The following is an 18,234-nucleotide window of genomic DNA, read 5'->3' on the forward strand; positions in this document are numbered from 1 at the left end:
TGATGAAATAATAAATAGTATAAATAGCCGCATTTTTAGATATCTCTAAATGACATTGCCTAAAACGGAAAAAGACCTCGAACGTTTGCTACGTTGAGGTCTTTTTTATGAGCAATTGTTTTTTAAAAACTCACCTTTAAATACATTTCTTTAAGCACATTTATTTTCAAATCAATAGAGCATTATTTTGGCTAATTAGCCGCCACCAACCGCTTGTACCACTTCGATATTCATACCTTCAGCGATACTTAATTGAGCAAGCTCACTCTTTGGAATCAGTTCGCCATCGACTTCTACTGCGTAACGACCTTGGCTAAGACCAAGCTCATTGATGACCAATTGCACGGTCTGATGGGTAGTCTGTAGTTTCTTACCATTAACGATAATGGTACTCATAAAATATACTCCTTAATGATTTTTTATCCTTTTGTGCGTACTAATTGTGCGTACTAAGGCGTGTCCTCATTTTTATCTCTATTTTCAAAATGAGCACATGCTCTAAAATGCAATTTAATTATTCTTGTTTAACTGGCTATTTTGCGACCAATTTGTTCATCGTGAATGATGACACTGCTAGCCATAGCCAACCTGCAATCATTAGTACACCACCGATAGGCGTGATCGCGCCAAACCAAAGTGGTGCGCCAAGTGTCATTGCATATAAGCTACCAGCAAATATTATAATGCCAATTTGTAGTAGCCATGCAGTGATTTGAGTGGCATATTTTAGGCGAATTAACAGACCAACCAGTAATAAACCCAGCGCATGTATAAACAAATACAGTGTTGCAGTATGCCACCATTCGAGTTGTTGCAAACTGGCGATATTTTTTAAGCCATGCGCTCCAAACGCTCCTAAAGCGACAGCAATGGCCATATTGATCGCCGCAATACCTATCCAATTTAACATGACAAACTCGTATTATCTAAAAAATACCGCTGGTGAAAGACAGGCATTACTGATAGGTAATAACTACTGAATATCATCTGGCAAAATAACGCTATCAATGGTCATAGCCTCACGGATTTTGTCCATGGCGTTTTTTTCGATTTGGCGCACGCGTTCGGCTGAGATAGAGTAGACGGCCGCCAATTCGTGTAAGGTTGATTTTTGCTCAGAGAGCCAGCGCTGCTCCACGATATCACGTGAGCGCTCATCGAGGGTATCCATTGCCGCGATCAATGCAGATGAGTTGCTTTCTTCCCAATCTGCTTCTTCTAACTGCTCGGCAGGATCGATACCATCTTCTAAAAATAGCTGCGGTGCATAACGTCCATCGTCGTCATCGCTAGATTGCGCCTCAAACGAGGCGTCATAAGAGGTAAGCCGCGATTCCATTTCTAACACCTGCTTGCGTGTGACATTTAAGTCCTTGGCAATGGCATCAGCCTCTTCTAGCGTTAGCTGGTTGTTGGTTTTTTTGAGACTACGCAAGTTAAAGAATAATTTACGGTGCGCTTTGGTGGTCGCGACTTTGACAATGCGCCAGTTACGAATCACAAATTCATGAATTTCTGCTTTAATCCAATGCACAGCAAATGAAACCAAACGCACGCCCTTATTCGGGTCAAAGCGTTTTACAGCCTTCATTAGTCCCAGATTGCCCTCTTGGATTAAGTCTGCTTGCGGCAAACCATAACCCGAGTAGCTACGGGCAATATGAATCACAAAACGCAGGTGCGACATCACGAGCAGACGCGCCGCTTCTACATCGCCTTCATCATAATAACGATGCGCCAGCTCTTGCTCTTGGATTGGTGTCAAAATTGGGATTTGGTGCACAGTGTTGATATAAGCGCCCAAATTGACCCCAGGCGCTGACAAATGAGTCGGCATCGCTGGCACTAAGTCACGGGTGCTAGTATCGCCTAAGGCGCTAGCATCATAAGGTGGACGTTGGGCGGCAGCTTTTAATGCGGCATCACGTGCTTCGTTTTTTATAGGAGCTGCCTCATCTTTTTTATTCGTTTTTGCAGTATCAGTAGAATTATTAGCCATATTCTTGACCTTGATTAAATAGTGACGCAAATAGTCAGATAAAAATCTTTATAGTTGTAATTGTAAAGGATAGCGACACTTAGTTGCTATCAGTTTTAGTAATGATGAAGTGATATATTGTATCGAAACGCTGTGCTGATAAGCTATCCGCTGATGGTTGATCCGTCATGCTACTAACGATTAATCGCAGTTGACTTGCGGCATTTGCTTGCTGGCTTTGTTGACAAAAAGCGGTGATATCAGCCTGTGAGTTGGCATCAGTTGCGACCACGTATAATGAACCGCCAGCTGTGACGTTACGTAGTGCCACTTTGGTTTTTAACAGCGGCATTGGACAAGCAAGTCCGCGACCATCGACGAAACGTTGGACATGAATAGGCTGTGTTTCATTCGCCTCATGATCTGTAGTGACAGTATGCGCTGGTAACAAGTCTAACAGGTTGTTGATGTCTTGCTGCTCAGTATCAGACAAATCTGCTGATAAGTTTATAGAATAAGGCGAATATACGGTGGTTGACTGACGATCAGCAGACATAAAATAAACCTTATAAATATTTTGGTTTGTACTAGATTGTATTGAATATTCGCAAACACGCAATGACAGTGCCTGTAATTCATAAAAGAAACTCGGCAGTGGCCAGATCCTATAGTCGTGAAATGCCATTATACCAAATAGCCGATATGTAGTTGAAGTTGAATATAGTCAACGTCACATTCAGTTCATTAGAATCACATATAGTTTGTTAAAGATAATTTAGATACAAGGAAGGCGAGCAAAATTACTAAAAATAGTAGACTAAGCGCGCCTGATACCACATCCATTTTATATGGGATTGACTAAAGCCATGTTGCACAATAGTGACGGGCAGCTGAGTTATTGGTAGTCGAATGCAGACTAGAATTGACCTTATATCAGCAAGCTCGTATAGTCGAAAAACGTTTAGTTAAAAGACCAGTCGAAAAAACCTTATTTCAAAAACAGTATCATTACTCACTTGCATAGGATACGCACTTGAACCATTTTAATAGACAATCGATACTTGGTAATGCGCCCATGACCCAGGAAAAAAAATGTAAAAGTGCCAAGCGTTCGATGGCATTATCGAGCGCTATTAAATTGGCATTGTCGGCGGTACTAATGACGATGACCACTGCTGCCATGAGTGAGGATAGTCTTAATAATGCTAATACGAGCAGCAAAGCGATGGCATCCAATTATAATTCATGGCAAACCACCGGCTCAGAAGAGCTAAATCTGCCTAATTTGCGCGGACAAGGCTTGAGCTTCGCTGAGCAATATCAAAACAAATTGCTCGGCGAATGGTCGTTACGGAATGTCAATGGTCGTATCAAAATGGAGCATGATCCTTGGATTCAAGAAACGGTCAAAGACATGACTTGGCGTCTCAATGCGCAAGCAAGGCAGCAAGCGCCGATGGGTTTGGTTATCATTGATAACCCAAGTATCAATGCCTTTGCAGCACCAGGCGGGGTCATTGGACTCAATACAGGGACGATTCTGGCCGCTAGCAGTATGGATGAGCTTGCCAGTGTGGTGGCGCATGAAGTTGCTCACATCAGCCAGCGCCATTATGAAAGTGGTGCTGATGAGCGCAAAAAGGCCTTGCTGATGCAGATAGGCGGTATGCTGGCAGCGATTGCAGCATCGGCAGTCGATGGTGATGCAGCGGCGGCAGTGATGATGGGCAGCCAAACGGCAACGATGAACAGCACGATGGCATTTAGTCGAAATAATGAGCGCGAGGCCGATCGGGTGGGCATGCAAATCATGACCCAAGCAGGCTACGACCCAAGGGCGATGCCGCGATTCTTTGCCACGATGAACCAACGCAGCCAGCTCAACCAAGTTGAAAATCGATTTTTACCAAGCTTTGTACGCTCGCATCCACTCAGTAACGAGCGATTAAGTGAAGCGCAAAGTCGTGCCCAGCATTATCCCTCATTGTCACTAAATCAGCAGCAACGCCATCAGGCTTTATTTGATCTGCTCTACTGGCGTGTCCAAAGTACAGGTAAACATGCCTCAGAGGCAGTGCTAATGACAGCTGCTAAAAATAGCGTAGGTGCCAAATTGGCTCTGATGAACTGGTATGGCGAACAGCAACGATTTACAGAGGCAAGCGATTTACTGGCTGAAATCAATCGACGGCCACCTACGCAGCGCCAAAATTTAGAGCCTTTACTATCGATTACTCATAGCCAAATTCTAACGGAACAGAGTAAATGGTCACAAGCGGCGGACGTATTAGCCAGCCAGCAGCGTGTTTATCCTGAGCGTCGTGATCTGCGTCTTTATTTGGCAGAAGCGCTCACCAATAGCAATCAGCCAATCAAAGCCCAAGCGTTGCTTAAGCCACTGACCGAACAGCAGCCAAGCGACCGTTATGCTTGGCAAAGTCTACAACTGGCCAATGAAAAACTGGCAAAAACGACCGACTCTGCGTCCCTGAAAAATATTGCCACCATTAACGCGTTACGCTATCGCAGTCATGACCAACTATGGAGTAGTCGTTACGAGAGTGCATTGACGTCACTCACCCAAGCCAAACAACTGGCGGAAAAACTACAAACCACGGCTCAAGCCAGTAGCGCCCGTCCATTGCTTGCCAATATCAATGCAGAAATCAAAGCAGTAAAAACCGCCAAAGACTTTGAGCCTTAGGCGGTTATTTTTACGATGTCGTCATTAGCTTTTGATGACACTAATTACTAGCCTTGCAGCGCATCTTTCACCAGCTTAGAGATGAGCGCAGGATCTGCGCGTCCTGCGGTTTTGTTCTTTAATACACCCATCACACTGCCCATGTCACGCATAGATGTCGCGCCTTGTGCAGCGATTTCCGCATTGACCAAAGCCGCAAGTTCAGCATCATCCATTTGTTTTGGCATAAACTCATTGATGATATCAATCTCAAACTGCTCTTTGGTTGCCAAATCATCACGATTGTTTTCGGTAAAAATAGTCAACGACTCATGGCGTTGTTTTAGCTGCTTTTGCAGTATATCTAAGACTTGCGCATCATCAAGCTCTATTTGACGGTCAATCTCAATTTGCTTGATAACCGCTTGCACGTTACGTAGTACTTTGACACGCTCAAGCTCACGCGCTTTCATAGACACTTTGACATTGTCTGATAAAGTTTGTTTAAGTTGGCTCATTGTTATTATCCTTATCTGTTAAGAGGTATTTATTCAAATTTTTAAGCAATAATAATAAAAATTGTAGCATAAAAAACGCCACTGATATCAATGGATAACAGTGGCGTTAATGTAGCACTTGTACTTAATTAATCGAATTATCGATTAGTACATACGAGTGGTACGAATAGTTTCGCGTTGTAATTTTTTCTTATAACGCTTTACGGCAGCAGCTTTTTTACGCTTACGTACTTGCGTTGGTTTTTCGTAAAACTCACGCTTACGTACGTCTGATAATACGCCAGCTTTTTCGCAAGCACGCTTGAAACGACGGATAGCGATGTCAACTGGTTCGTTTTCTTTAACCTTAACTGCAGGCATGAAGACTCCTCGATTAGGATGAGATATAAGGGCATTAGTTTGGCTGTGTATTAGTATTTAGCCGTAATATCTCAAGATTATAGGCATCAGCTCAAACTAGGATAATCTTGCGCATGAGCACAAGGGCAAGCATTTTAATAAAAAATGTCAGTTAAGTCAATGATTTTAGCACATTAATCCATATTTATCATTAAGTTGCAAGGTGCAATGCGCAGAGACAATTCTAAAAGTAGTTAGAACGCAGATTTTTGCTTCAGCTTTAATGAAACTATAAATGCAAAGTATAAAATTACTATGAATAAAAAACCCTACTGTCTATAACGGTTTGGTTGGAGTTTATGCTATGATAATTTGCATATAATAGTCAGCATATTAACCATTTTATGTGTATTTTATTGAGGATGTTGGAATGAAAAAAACAGGACTAAATACAGCGCTAAGCACCGCATTTATCATTGCTCTTGGCTTTGGCATTAGCGCTTGTGGTGGTGAAAAAGAAGGCGAATCACACGAAGTATTGGCGAAAGATCGCGTTGATGAAGCCGCTGAGCTGGCTCGCAAAAACGCACCTGAAGCTGAAAAAATGGAGTTCCCAGAAACGGCTCCAGCGCCAGTAACTGAAGCTGATGGCACCGTAGATGGTGCTGCAACTGCTGAAGCAGGGACGACTGATACTGATATGACAGATGCAACGGATAGCGATGTTGCTGTCGCTGACAGTGCAGATATGCCAGCTAGTAGTGCAGATGTGCCAGCTGCTGATACGGCGGCAACGCCTACTGCTGACGCTGAACCAGCTACGAACTAATCACGGTTTGTGTGTTGATAGGTTTTGAATTTATGCGCTGTCATAAACAGTCGCTAACATGAAATATCGAATAGAGGTGTGATCATGATAAGTAAACAGCAGCGTATGAATAAACTGGTCTTATCTGCCATCAGTTTGAGTGCGCTATTAGCAATCACTGCTTGTAGTGGTGACAATGCAGCGGTTGAAGAGCCTGCTGTTGCCAATGAATCTGCTGATACAACGGTAGTGGTAGAAGACGCGCCTATAGTCGAACCTGAAGTCGTTACACCTGAACCTGTGGCAGATACCGAGACGACGGTCATTGAAGATGAGCCAGTGCAGGAAATCTCCGCGGAGCCAGAAGTGTTGGCTGCCGATGCAGGCGCCAAGCTTTATGAGACCAACTGCAAGGTTTGTCATGAAGGAGGGCTGCTGAACGCGCCGAAATACGGTGATAAAGCCGCGTGGGAGCCGCGTCTGGCTAAAGGCACAGAGACGCTGCACATGCATTCGGCAAAAGGCTTTAATAAGATGCCAGCCCAAGCCACCGATAAGGTCAGTGAAGCCCAAGTTTACGCAGCTGTAGATTACATGATTGAAGCAGTTAGCTGATCCGGTATATTAAGAGATATTGACTATTGAAATTTGTTAAACTGACCGTCATTGTGACTGACAATGGCGGTTTTTTTATGCACGTTTTTTGGCAGATACTAGGGCGTGTCCTCAATAGTTCAATCGATTAACCTCTAAATGGGCTAAAAATGGCTAAATTTTGTCAAACATCGCCAAAAATCGTCAAATAGCTTATTAATATCTCGATATTATTTGCGCTGCTTTCCTTGTTTGACGGCAATTTATCTCATTTTTATCACCATTTTTAAAAAGACGACACGACCTAAAAGATAGCAACGTTGTAAAAAATAATACGCAGACCAAAGTATGATAAAGGCAAAAATATGAAAGTATTGGGTTTAGAGACTTCTTGTGATGAGACAGGTCTGGCGATTTTTGACAGTGAGCAGATGAATAGTGGCAATCAAGGGCTGGTTGGACAAGTCCTGTATTCACAAATAGAGCTGCACGCACTGTATGGTGGCGTTGTGCCTGAGCTTGCCAGCCGCGATCATATTCGTAAGTTGGTGCCTTTGCTTAATGAGTTGTTAGAGCAGTGCAATGTGAAGAAAAGCGAGATTGATGCCATTGCTTATACCAAGGGACCCGGACTCATTGGCGCTCTGATGACGGGTGCATTATTTGGGCGCAGTTTGGCGTATGGTTTGGATATCCCTGCCATTGGTATCCATCATATGGAAGGACATCTGCTCGCACCGCTGATGGGTGCCAATCCACCCGCCTTTCCGTTTGTTTCGTTATTGGTCTCAGGTGGGCATACATTACTCATCGCCGCACGTGGTGTCGGGCAATATGAGATACTGGGTGAGTCGATCGATGATGCCGCAGGTGAATGCTTTGATAAAGCCGCCAAAATGTTAGGTTTGCCCTATCCGGGTGGTCCCAATATTGCCAAATTGGCTGAAACAGGCAACCCAACTGCTTACAATTTGCCAAGACCCATGCTACATCGCGGATTAGATTTTTCTTTTAGCGGTATGAAAACGGCCGTGCATAACCTGATTAAAGACACCGATGGTTCAGGTGGCTCAGGGAATAATGCGGATAGCGATCCGCAAGTTCGCGCCGATATCGCCGCCAGCTTTCAGCATGCAGTCGTCGATACGCTGGTGAGAAAGTGCGTGAAAGCACTGAAGCAAGTAGAGATGAGTCGATTGGTGATTGCGGGCGGTGTCAGTGCCAACATTCATTTGCGTGAAACTTTGGAGAGAGAGCTTGCTAAGATAAATGCCACGGTGCATTATGCGCCGCCTGCATTATGTACTGATAATGGGGCGATGATTGCTTATGCTGGTTATGAGCGCCTGCAGGCAGGGCAGTCTGATGATTTAGCGGTGAGCTGTGTGCCGCGTTGGCCGATGACTGAGCTACCAGCAGTGTAAAGACGGCTTTGCTCAATACTATCTCCGTTAACCTTTATTAACCTAAGGATGAACTATGCAGTGGCTTGCTATTGGACTAGGGGCTGCCATTGGGGCTTGCCTGCGGGCATGGTTGGCTCGCTTTAATCCGCTGCACCACTGGATACCCCTTGGGACGCTTGGTGCTAATGTATTGGGTGGATTATTAATAGGGTTGGCACTGGTGTGGTTTGAGCGCGTGGGCAGCAGTTTATCGCCCAATATCCGACTATTTCTGATTACCGGTTTTTTGGGCGGATTGACCACCTTTAGTACTTTTAGTGCAGAAGTTTTTACCTTTATCAATGCTGGTAAATTATTAGCAGGTTTGGGATTGGTCGGACTACATCTGGGACTGACGTTGCTAGCAACGGCTACCGGATTTTACTTCTTTAAGCTGGTTTTATAAGCTTTGATAGATGTCATTCGCATAATGGTCCAATATAAGTGGTTCCATTATACCAGTCTGTTTTAAGTGGTCTATTAATAGGTTTTCGAGACTTTTTAGCTGGTTCCCTTGGGGTATACTTTTAGTTGCCTTCGATCTTGTCCATATTATTAGTCCCAATCACTTCGATATTTGGTTTGGTCGCTATGCGGCAAAAATGGTACAAGTGAATTCCGTGTCGGTTGTCGCCGTATTATTAGTATTATGTATGTTATATAAGTGCCATATTATGAAGCCGCATCTCTCTTTTATCATTACAAAACCAAACCCTCATTCACCTATTACCTATATTTAACGAGACATTATCAAACAGGTAATAAGTACGCGCTATTCAGCCACAGTCGTTACTCTTCTTTAACTTTCATAAATCTACGTAACACCATAATCCGTTATCATTTCCTTTGTCGACAGAACGAAGTTTGATCATACTGTTTGAGCGTCTTTCTCTCAAAAAAAGATGGATAACAAAAACTAAGATTTATAGCCAGTGTCAATTAAAAAGGAAATAACGATGAAAATTATTATGTTTAAAAAAATCGCCGTAGGCTCAGTATTAGCAATCTCTACCTGCCTAGCCATGGTTGGTCAGGCAAACGCGGTACCGTCTAACCCTACTCACTATGGAATGGATGTAAATGATGGTTCATTGTCTAAACTGAACCTAACCAAAAAACAAAAAAGCCAAATTCAAGCGATTCAAAAATCAAATCATAACAATGGTAAAAACGGTTATAAAAATAACCATGCGGCAATCTCAAAAGTACTGACCGTATCACAGCGTAATCAGTTAGAAAAAATGAGAGCTGGAAATAGAGCAAAACGTGGTCAATAAAATGGTCACAACCAAGGTAAATATAATCAAAATCAGAACCACAACCGTCATCGTTAATTAAAAAAGACAGGTTTGGCTTAAAATATTGTTTTATCAGCATTATGATGAGCAATGGTATATATAAAGGATCGCGCTCATGAAGAATAATTTGGTTCGTATAAAATCCCAAGTATTATTTAGCTTAACATTATTTATTTTAGCCATGGTGCCTGTCACCTCTACTTTTGCCATCCTGCCCATGGCATCGGAAATTTTTCAATCTGAGTCATCTTTCACTGCGTTTAATGATGAAAAAACCCTAACGGCTGATGATATTTTTTCTACCGAAAATAGCATAACAATTGAAAATCATAGGATTATTGCTTCCAGTGAGAGAGCAACATCCTCAAATTCCATTAATGAGTATAAGCATAAATCTGACCTTAAAAAGCAGTCAAATTTTATGAAGTATGATTGAGTTTGTAGAATAGTCGCAAGCGGTAATCACCCACGATAAATAATAACACTTATAAAAGGTGTCCCTATCGCTGACTTGTATTAATGCTTAAATGAAATTTCGCACACTCTTTATAATAAGTACTTTATTGTAGATACAGCCTTAAACTGTTCAGAAAGTACACTGCCACTATTTAGATAACTAAATTCGTTACCATCATTAGCCTACAGCCAAAGGTTCAAGTCCTCACTAGGGTACCGTTATTTACCATAACGCTCGTCATAGCGTAAGAGAGCGGATGATATTTCTTAATTGGAATAGTTTAGTAAATAATGAAATATTACACCGGCTTCACAATACCTTCTAACAAACTCGCAAAGCCTTGCATATAAGCGGTATCTTGACTCGATGTGCGCGTCGCAGCATAGAGCTGACAATGCACGCCCGTACCCAATGGACGCGAGACGACCCAGCCTTTTTTTTCATATTCAGCAACCACCCAATCAGGTAACGCCGCCACACCGCGTTCACTGGCCACCAATTGAATCAGCATCGCCGTCAACTCTGTGGTACGAATGCTATCAAAGCTTACCTGCGCAGGGGTCATAAAATTGGCAATAATATCGAGGCGCTTGGCTTCCACTGGATACGCAATCAGGGTTTCATTGGTTAAATCATCTGGCTCAATAAGTTTCTGCGCCGCCAAATCATGCGTTGGTGATAGCACCAAGCGACTTTCATACTCAAATAACGGCTGATAGCTGATACCGTCTATCGATAAATCGCTGGTGGTAATGAGTAAATCAATATCACCTTCCATCAATAAGTGGTGCGGCTCTGGCTCAAAACCTGTTGCAAAATCTAGCTCTACATCAGACCATTCGCGGCGGTAATGATTGAGTATCGGCATTAGCCAATCGAAGCAACTGTGACATTCAGAGGCTAGCCGTAATCTACCCGCTTGACCGTGAGCTAAGCGTTTAAGGTTGGATTTGGTACGGGTGACTTGTGGCATGATGCTATCTGCCAATGCCAGTACCGTTTTACCAGCTGGCGTAAAAGTCAGCGGGCGTGTTCGGCGATTGACCAAGCTGATATCGTAATAATTTTCCAGCTCTTTTAGCTGATGCGAGACCGCGGAAGCCGTGACGTGCAGTTCATCGGCAGCCGCCGCCAATGAGCCATGCGCTCGCAGCGCGGTTAAGGTATTGAGATGACGAAGCTCTAACATAAGACAACCTAACCGCTAAAGTGAGAAAAATTCATTATAATCGATATAGCGCTGATTTTCATTCAAAGTCCGATTTTTAATCAGCAATGCTAAATGAGCAATGGCAAACTAGCGTCGACGTAATAATAGCTGCGAAATAATGACCAATATCAGCGAAGCAACCAGTAAAATCGTCCCAATGGCATTGACCTCTGGTTTGAGTCCTACTCGTACCATTGAATAAATCCGTAGCGGTAAAATCTCATAACTGGGCCCCGTGACAAAGGTAGAAACCACCACATCATCGAGCGATAAGGTAAATGCCAGTAGCCAACCTGCCATCACTGCGGGCAGAATGACAGGAATGAGCACGGTACGCACCATCGTTGATTCACTAGCGCCCAAGTCGCGTGCGGCTTCCATCAAGCGTTCATCCAGACTGCTCAATCGTGCAAACACCGTGATGACTACAAACGGTAAGCAAAAAGTAATGTGCGCGAGTAACAGCGAGACGAACCCTAATTGCAACCCTATTAATAAGAATAATGCCAATAATGAAATAGCGAGTACAATTTCAGGCGACATCATTAATACAAATAACAGCCCATTTAATAAGCCTTTACCGCGAAAGTTATAGCGATGTAAGGCGAGAGCAGTTAGCGTTCCTATCAAAGTTGAGACGGTGGCTGCGACCAATCCCAATACAATAGAATGCCAAAAAGCATCGAGCATCGCTTGGTTATTCAACAGCGACTCATACCACTTTAAGCTAAAGCCGCCCCAGTTATAGCCGACTTTAGACTTATTAAAGGACATGACGACTAAGACGATAATTGGCAAATACAGCATGGTATAGATGAGACCAAGATAGCCTTTAGCCGCGATGCTGCCAATCTTAATAGACGATCTTTTTTTAGTTGCCGAGCTATTCAGTTGATGATTCAGTGAACTATCAGACATTAGGCCACCTCATTAAAGTCGGTCTTGCCAATGCGGCGACTACTGGCACGGTAGGCGAGTAATAGTACTGCCATTGCTAGTGTTAATAACACGCTGGCAGCTGCGCCAAATGGCCAGTCACGCGCATCCAAAAATTGATTTTTGATGATATTGCCGACCAATAAATTGCGTGAACCACCCAAAATATCTGCCACATAAAACATACCCATCGCAGGCAGCAGCACCAATAATACCCCTGAGATAATGCCAGGCGTCGTCAATGGTAATATGATATGCCAAAAAGTCTGGGTCTTTGATGCGCCCAAATCCTGTGAAGCGAGTAGCATGTCATTGCGCAAATCGGTAAATACTGCGTATAACGGCAACACCATAAATGGGAACAATAAGTACGTCAAACCAGCAATCACCGCCACTTGCGTGTATAAAATATCAATCGGGGCATCGATGATACCGACTGCCAGCAGTGATTTATTAATCAAACCGTTATTGGCAAATAGCAGTTTAAGCGCATACGTTCGCACGAGCGAGTTGGTCCAAAATGGTAGGATTAACAGCATCATGAGTAGCGGCTGCCAACGGGTTTTGGCTTTGGCTATCAGCCAAGCAAAAGGGTAGCCAAGTAACAAGCAGATGATGGTTGTGATGCCTGCCATCCATAATGAATGAATAAATACGCCAAAATATAGCGGATCAATCATGCGTATATAGCTGTCGATGCTGACAGGCAAGCTAATAAAAGCACTGCTATCGCGGGTCAAAAAACTGACAGCGATGACTAAGATATTTGGCAATAGGGCAAATATCAATAACCAACCCCAAATCAGCCAGAGCGTTACGGTACGAAAAGGACTTTTGCTGCCTAAGCTATGACCTGCCATCAGCTAATATCCTTTTGAGCAGCTAAACTGGCAGCTTGATGATTGGCTTCATCATCAAGCGTACCGTCTTCTGGTAGTACCCACTCCCATCCATCGACCCATGATACTTTGACACCTTCATTTAACTTGTAATCAAAGCTTGGATCATCCTCATCAAAGAATTCGGAAGCCTTAATAATGTGACCGTTTGCTAACTCAATAATCGAATCTAAGGTGCTACCTTTATAGTTGCTTTCAATCACTCGCCCGAGTAAGCCACCATGTTCTTTATCATTGGGGTCATAAATTCGCAAATCTTCAGGGCGTAGCAATAAATTAACGATATCGCCCACTTGTACATCGTTAGCAAAATCAGGGCGGCGTAAATTGCGTAAGGTGGTCGGACCATCTTGCGCTTGTGCTTCACAAACTTCGACTTCGATACGGCCATTGGTCACGCGACCGTCGCGATCTGGTTGGTTGGGATAAACGCCTCTGACTTCCGCTTTAAACAAGTTGGTCTCACCGATGAACTTGGCGGTAAATAAATTCGCGGGTGTTTCATAAATCTCAATAGGCGTGCCGATTTGCTGAAAAGTGCCATCTTTCATCACGGCGATACGATCTGACATCGATAGCGCTTCTTCTTGATCGTGGGTGACAAAGACAAAAGTGATGCCAAGCTCTCGTTGCAGCCGTTTAAGCTCAGATTGCATTTGCAAACGCAGTTTATGATCGAGCGCAGATAGTGGCTCATCAAGTAGCAACAGTTTAGGACGATTGATGACGGCTCGTGCAATGGCGACACGCTGCTGCTGACCACCAGACAAGTCTTGTGGTCTGCGATTGGCTAAATGCTCCAGCTGTACCATGGCGAGCATCTCGCGCACGCGGGTTTGAATCTCATCTTTGGGTACTTTTTTGAGCTTAAGCCCGTAAGCAACGTTTTGCGCGACACTCATATGTGGAAACAACGCATATTGCTGAAACACTGTGTTCACGGGACGTTTATCCGCTGGCAAGCCTGCCATCTGTACGCCGTCTAGATAAATTGCCCCAGCGTTTGGCTGCTCAAAACCAGCGATTAGGCGCAGCAAGGTTGTTTTACCGCAGCCTGATGGACCAAGCAGCGTCAAAAATTCACCGTGCTTGATATCAAGATTGATGTCTTTTAATACTTCAGTTTGATCATAGGTTTTTTTTAGACCAGTCAGTTGCAGTAGTACTTTGTCATCTTGAGGTGATGCAGAGGCTCTGTGCATATTTGGCGGTGAATTGGTCATAATATTTATTCCTACGTGTCCGACATCGCAGTACAGCTATTTATTTAGGACACTGTGGTCAAGGTGATTTGATATGGATATAAGCGATGGGTGTAAACCCGATTTGGTCGCCGCGTATTATAACAAACCCTTGATATAAATCAGTGCAAGTTCGTTATAAGTTCTGCGAGCAACACGGTTAAGCTGTCAATGGCTGTTGGTGCTTGATAGTTTGGTGTTGTCTGTTTGATGCTCGGTTTTGGCTAACGCATTTCTGTTTTTCAGTCTCACTGCCAACTTTATAATTCTGTATGATTGGCAATAACTGCCATTCTATGACGACATTTAAACAAAATTTTTTATCATTTTTTGGTTTTTATTCCTATACAATCACGGTATGGCAGACAAACATAATGCGCCTGATAGGTTAGTAGCCATTCGCAAATCTATGTTTGAATACATGTGTGGAAAGCTGTTTATAACGCTAATATTATTAATGATAAAGGATGTCTTATGCCTAACGATACACGCCCGAAAACCGGTCAAGAAGCTCTTGCGCTTTTAAAAGAAGGCAATATGCGCTACATAGATAGTTTGACCACCACTGACCCAACAATGCAAAGACGACCTGAATTGGTTAAAGATCAAGATCCCTTGGCCATTATTTTGGGTTGCTCGGATGCACGAGTACCAGTTGAGATTGTATTTGATCAAGGCTTGGGTGATTTGTTCGTTATTCGAGTCGCGGGTAATGTCGTCGCGCCTTCACAGATTGGCTCGATTGAGTTTGCGGCCGAAAAGTTCGGTACAAAATTGGTGGTCGTGCTTGGGCACTCACATTGCGGCGCTGTCACGGCTTGTGTTGAGACACTGATCAATCCTGAGAAAAACTATTCACCCAACTTGCAGTCGATTGTCGATCGCATTCGCCCAAGCGTTTATAACTTGCATGAGCTTGCCACTGCCAATGGTCAAGATGTCGATGCCGACGAGTTGGTCGATCGCTCTATCCGCGCCAACGTCCGTATGTCAGTTAGCCAGCTCAAACATGGCTCGCGGGCATTAGAGGATTTAACCAATAGCGGTCAATTGCTGGTCGTGGGTGCAGAGTATGATTTAGAGACAGGAAAAGTACGTTTCTTAGACAGCTAATTAATCGGTTAAATGGGTAGCACCAAGTGTGCGCTCTTACAAAACCCACTCAATGCTTTCGCGATTTTTTATTATGATAAAAGGGTCAAGCGCGTAAAAAATATTCACGCGCTTGCTTTTAAACTCTCTATTTTGTCAATATTAGGATGACTATGTCTACAGCAAATACTGGCTCAGCCACTGATAATAATAAGGAAGCACTTATCGCTCAACCAACGAGCAGCGTCAATACCGATGGTGTGCAGCCTATCTCAGCACAGACGACAGGTTTTACTTTTAACCACACCATGCTACGTGTCAAAGATCCTGCCAAGTCGTTGGCGTTTTATACCGGTGTCCTTGGTATGACTTTGCTGGCGGTAAAAAAATTCCCTGATATGGGTTTTGATTTATATTTTTTAGCCAAGTTAACCGAAAGCGAGCGCGACAATTTGCCCGCGGGTGATGATTTGCAAGTCTTTGCCTTCCGTCAACGCGGCATCTTAGAATTGACCCATAATTATGGTACCGAAACGAAAGCTGATTTTAGCTATCATGATGGTAATGGTGAGCCACAAGGTTTTGGACATATCTGCTTTAGCGTACCTAGTCTCGATGAAGCGGTTGCTTGGTTTGATAAAAATAATGTCGAATTCAAAAAACGTCCAGAAGATGGCAGTATGAAAAACATTGCCTTTATCAAAGATGTTGATGGTTACTGGATTGAAATTGTACAAGCAGATTTAATGGGTTAGCTTGACAGGCTGGTACGTCAATACGTCAGTTAGCCTAGGACACGCCCCAGTCAAACAATCAATTAATCGAGTAAATGGAAGCATAAAGCCAACCAACCAAAGGAGTGACATCTAGATGCCTACCTCTGAGGCAGAAACGACAGTAAATACCAATATAGCGGCTGAACCAGTGACAACGGATGTGCTGACATATCAAAGTATTATTGATTCAGCAAATGAGATAGTGGTTGGCTTTGTTGAACGCATTCCTTATTTTGTCGCATCAATTATTGTTATTCTGATTTTTTGGTTTCTATCGATTGTCTTCAAAAAAGTGGTATACAAACTTTTAGGCAGTCGCAGTCGGCATCAGAACTTGGTTAAAGTGTTTCAGCGAGTAGGCGGCGCACTCATCATTTTTATCGGTTTTATGATTGCCATGGTGATTGCCGTGCCAGGATTTACCCCTGCTAAGCTGATTGGTGCACTCGGTATTGGTTCCGTCGCTATTGGTTTTGCCTTTAAAGATATTTTTCAAAACTTGCTCTCTGGTATTTTGCTGCTGATCTCAGAGCCGTTTCGCATCGGTGATCAGATTGTCTCAGGCGACTATGAAGGGACGGTTGAGGATATTAAAATACGCGCCACGACTATCAAGACGTATGACGGTCGGCAAGTGGTTATTCCCAATTCAGACCTCTACACCTCAGCGTTGACGGTCAACACCGCCTATAAGCAGCGCCGTTTGCAAGTGGCTGTTGGTATTGGCTATGAAGATGATATCGAAGCAGCAAAAGCTGAGATTCTACAAGCGTTAGATAAAGTCGAAAGCGTATCGAAGGAAGCGCAGCCAAGTGTGATTGCTACGGGCTTTGGTGACTCAACGATTGATTTGATGGTACGTTGGTTTATCGAAGATGGCACTCAAGCCAACAAAGTGACCTCGATTCATCAAGTGATCGTAGAGATTAAGAGCGCACTCGATGCAGCAGGCGTCAACATTCCATTCCCGATACGCACGATAGATTTGAGTGATCCATCAGTGACATCGATTGTGAATAAATTGCATGAGCAAAAGGCGATCGATGTTAATAACGATGTTAATAAAGCTGTAGCAGAGTAATTTGTTTAGCGCGTTATTTTAAAGAACGGCCTTTCACACAAAATTTTCGAAATAAAAATCCGCCATATCAAATGACATGGCGGATTTTTTACAATATCAATTTATGACAATTTAGTCAGTTTTGACTTTAAAATCGGTATGACATGATTTACAGCTAGCGCCGACTTCACCAAAGGCTGGTTTGACATCATCGATGCTAGTGGCTGTTTGTGCAGCAGCGTTCAGCTCAGCAGTGACTTTTTGAAAGTTTTCTGCTTCTGCGCGAAAACCATCGGCATTTGACCAAACGGCATCAGTCGCATTGCCAACGGCTTCTTTATTTTCAAAATGACTCCAAGGCGTAGCAGCGTCTTCTGCTAAAAATGCGGCTTGCTCTTTGAATACGGCGGCATCAAAGGTGTCAGGTGCTTTCATCATATCACCCATGACACCCATCGCATCACCATAGCTTTTCATGCTATCTTGGCGGGCTTTTACATCAGGGTCAGTGGCAGTGCTACACGCTGTTAGACCTAGGGCGGCTGCCATCAATGTGATGCCAAAGATAGATTTTAATGATTGGTTGGTATGAACCTGTGCCATGTGAATTACTCCTGTAAAATTGGTTAGTAGTAGGCGCGCTTATAAACGCTGGCTTTACATACTGTTTTTAAATATCTGCCTTTAAAGACTTCTTTTAAATCGAAAGGTTTCTTCTAAATACTGCTTTTAAATAAAGCGTATTGTTATAAAAATTACCTCATCATCCTTTGGAAACGCATTCGCTTCTAAAGGATTTTTCCAACAATAGTTTTCATTGTAACGGTTATCTGTGCAGTGAACGTAAATTTAGTTGTTATATCATCGTAATTTTTGAGTCAGTGACTTTCGCTCATATAA

Annotated in this window: 21 protein-coding genes; 10 read left to right on the top strand and 11 right to left on the bottom strand. The window is 43.3% G+C overall.

Translation table 11 applies throughout. The features are described 5' to 3' along the window. Positions 1–195: 195 nt before the first annotated feature. From thiS to JMY05_RS12495, 4 genes are all read right to left on the bottom strand, one after another. Positions 196–396 carry a sulfur carrier protein ThiS gene (gene thiS / locus JMY05_RS12480; protein WP_045443372.1) on the bottom strand — a complete coding sequence of 67 codons (201 nt, stop codon included), beginning with the start codon at positions 394–396 and terminating at the stop codon, positions 196–198. A gap of 136 nt (positions 397–532) precedes the next feature. Further along, complete coding sequence (locus JMY05_RS12485) at positions 533–910, bottom strand: DUF423 domain-containing protein (protein ID WP_045443375.1); 378 nt, start codon at positions 908–910, stop codon at positions 533–535. Positions 911–973: 63 nt separating this feature from the next. Next, the gene (gene rpoH, locus JMY05_RS12490; RefSeq protein WP_198329691.1) at positions 974–1,837 is read right to left on the bottom strand and encodes an RNA polymerase sigma factor RpoH; all 864 of its coding nucleotides are present in this window, start codon (positions 1,835–1,837) and stop codon (positions 974–976) included. Between the two features lie 241 nt (positions 1,838–2,078). Beyond that, complete coding sequence (locus tag JMY05_RS12495; protein ID WP_045443379.1) at positions 2,079–2,534, bottom strand: sulfurtransferase TusA family protein; 456 nt, start codon at positions 2,532–2,534, stop codon at positions 2,079–2,081. Positions 2,535–3,053: 519 nt separating this feature from the next. On the opposite strand from JMY05_RS12495, the gene JMY05_RS12500 reads away from it, so the two are divergent. Next, entirely contained in the window at positions 3,054–4,682 is a 1,629-nt protein-coding gene (locus tag JMY05_RS12500; protein WP_201615241.1) for a M48 family metalloprotease, read from the top strand. A gap of 47 nt (positions 4,683–4,729) precedes the next feature. On the opposite strand, the gene JMY05_RS12505 is transcribed toward JMY05_RS12500, so the two are convergent. Together JMY05_RS12505 and rpsU are read right to left on the bottom strand one after the other, a co-directional pair. Then, positions 4,730–5,179 (bottom strand): GatB/YqeY domain-containing protein, encoded by a 450-nt coding sequence (locus tag JMY05_RS12505; RefSeq protein ID WP_045443381.1) that lies wholly within the window; start codon positions 5,177–5,179, stop codon positions 4,730–4,732. A gap of 144 nt (positions 5,180–5,323) precedes the next feature. Then, the gene (gene rpsU / locus JMY05_RS12510; RefSeq protein WP_010195908.1) at positions 5,324–5,539 is read right to left on the bottom strand and encodes a 30S ribosomal protein S21; all 216 of its coding nucleotides are present in this window, start codon (positions 5,537–5,539) and stop codon (positions 5,324–5,326) included. A 409-nt stretch (positions 5,540–5,948) separates the two neighbouring features. Between rpsU and JMY05_RS12515 the strand changes: the two genes are divergently transcribed. The 6 genes from JMY05_RS12515 to JMY05_RS12540 all read left to right on the top strand — a co-directional run bounded on the left by JMY05_RS12515 (position 5,949) and on the right by JMY05_RS12540 (position 10,099). Beyond that, positions 5,949–6,347: a hypothetical protein gene (locus JMY05_RS12515; RefSeq protein WP_045443384.1), complete on the top strand. Its 399-nt coding sequence runs from the start codon at positions 5,949–5,951 to the stop codon at positions 6,345–6,347. An 84-nt stretch (positions 6,348–6,431) separates the two neighbouring features. Beyond that, complete coding sequence (locus JMY05_RS12520; RefSeq protein ID WP_201615242.1) at positions 6,432–6,941, top strand: c-type cytochrome; 510 nt, start codon at positions 6,432–6,434, stop codon at positions 6,939–6,941. 344 nt (positions 6,942–7,285) lie between these two features. Beyond that, entirely contained in the window at positions 7,286–8,344 is a 1,059-nt protein-coding gene (gene tsaD, locus JMY05_RS12525; RefSeq protein WP_045443386.1) for a tRNA (adenosine(37)-N6)-threonylcarbamoyltransferase complex transferase subunit TsaD, read from the top strand. A gap of 55 nt (positions 8,345–8,399) precedes the next feature. Further along, positions 8,400–8,771: a CrcB family protein gene (locus JMY05_RS12530; RefSeq protein ID WP_201615243.1), complete on the top strand. Its 372-nt coding sequence runs from the start codon at positions 8,400–8,402 to the stop codon at positions 8,769–8,771. A gap of 550 nt (positions 8,772–9,321) precedes the next feature. Next, positions 9,322–9,642: a hypothetical protein gene (locus JMY05_RS12535; protein ID WP_045443389.1), complete on the top strand. Its 321-nt coding sequence runs from the start codon at positions 9,322–9,324 to the stop codon at positions 9,640–9,642. Positions 9,643–9,778: 136 nt separating this feature from the next. Continuing rightward, positions 9,779–10,099 (top strand): hypothetical protein, encoded by a 321-nt coding sequence (locus JMY05_RS12540; protein ID WP_201540583.1) that lies wholly within the window; start codon positions 9,779–9,781, stop codon positions 10,097–10,099. A 319-nt stretch (positions 10,100–10,418) separates the two neighbouring features. On the opposite strand, the gene JMY05_RS12545 is transcribed toward JMY05_RS12540, so the two are convergent. The 4 genes from JMY05_RS12545 to potA form a co-directional block, all read right to left on the bottom strand. Beyond that, positions 10,419–11,309, bottom strand: a complete 891-nt coding sequence (locus JMY05_RS12545) for a LysR family transcriptional regulator (RefSeq protein WP_045443392.1) — start codon at positions 11,307–11,309, stop codon at positions 10,419–10,421. Between the two features lie 108 nt (positions 11,310–11,417). After that, positions 11,418–12,248: a spermidine/putrescine ABC transporter permease PotC gene (potC, locus tag JMY05_RS12550; protein ID WP_201603870.1), complete on the bottom strand. Its 831-nt coding sequence runs from the start codon at positions 12,246–12,248 to the stop codon at positions 11,418–11,420. Continuing rightward, positions 12,248–13,126, bottom strand: a complete 879-nt coding sequence (gene potB / locus JMY05_RS12555; RefSeq protein WP_045443395.1) for a spermidine/putrescine ABC transporter permease PotB — start codon at positions 13,124–13,126, stop codon at positions 12,248–12,250. The genes potC and potB overlap by 1 nt, the downstream gene beginning before the upstream one ends. Then, entirely contained in the window at positions 13,126–14,388 is a 1,263-nt protein-coding gene (potA, locus tag JMY05_RS12560; protein ID WP_201605919.1) for a spermidine/putrescine ABC transporter ATP-binding protein PotA, read from the bottom strand. The genes potB and potA overlap by 1 nt, the downstream gene beginning before the upstream one ends. A 492-nt stretch (positions 14,389–14,880) precedes the next feature. On the opposite strand from potA, the gene JMY05_RS12565 reads away from it, so the two are divergent. The 3 genes from JMY05_RS12565 (at position 14,881) to JMY05_RS12575 (ending at position 17,355) form a co-directional block, all read left to right on the top strand. Beyond that, positions 14,881–15,519 (top strand): carbonic anhydrase, encoded by a 639-nt coding sequence (locus JMY05_RS12565; protein ID WP_045443399.1) that lies wholly within the window; start codon positions 14,881–14,883, stop codon positions 15,517–15,519. A gap of 152 nt (positions 15,520–15,671) precedes the next feature. Next, on the top strand, positions 15,672–16,253 hold the full coding sequence (gene gloA, locus JMY05_RS12570; RefSeq protein WP_045443402.1) for a lactoylglutathione lyase: 582 nt from the start codon (positions 15,672–15,674) through the stop codon (positions 16,251–16,253). A gap of 115 nt (positions 16,254–16,368) precedes the next feature. Continuing rightward, a complete protein-coding gene (locus JMY05_RS12575) occupies positions 16,369–17,355 on the top strand; it encodes a mechanosensitive ion channel family protein (protein WP_045443405.1) in 987 nt (328 codons plus the stop codon). A 111-nt stretch (positions 17,356–17,466) separates the two neighbouring features. On the opposite strand, the gene JMY05_RS12580 is transcribed toward JMY05_RS12575, so the two are convergent. Further along, a complete protein-coding gene (locus JMY05_RS12580) occupies positions 17,467–17,937 on the bottom strand; it encodes a c-type cytochrome (RefSeq protein WP_045443409.1) in 471 nt (156 codons plus the stop codon). Positions 17,938–18,234: the final 297 nt, after the last annotated feature.

Source organism: Psychrobacter sp. JCM 18902 (genome assembly GCF_904846615.1).
GTDB lineage: Bacteria > Pseudomonadota > Gammaproteobacteria > Pseudomonadales > Moraxellaceae > Psychrobacter.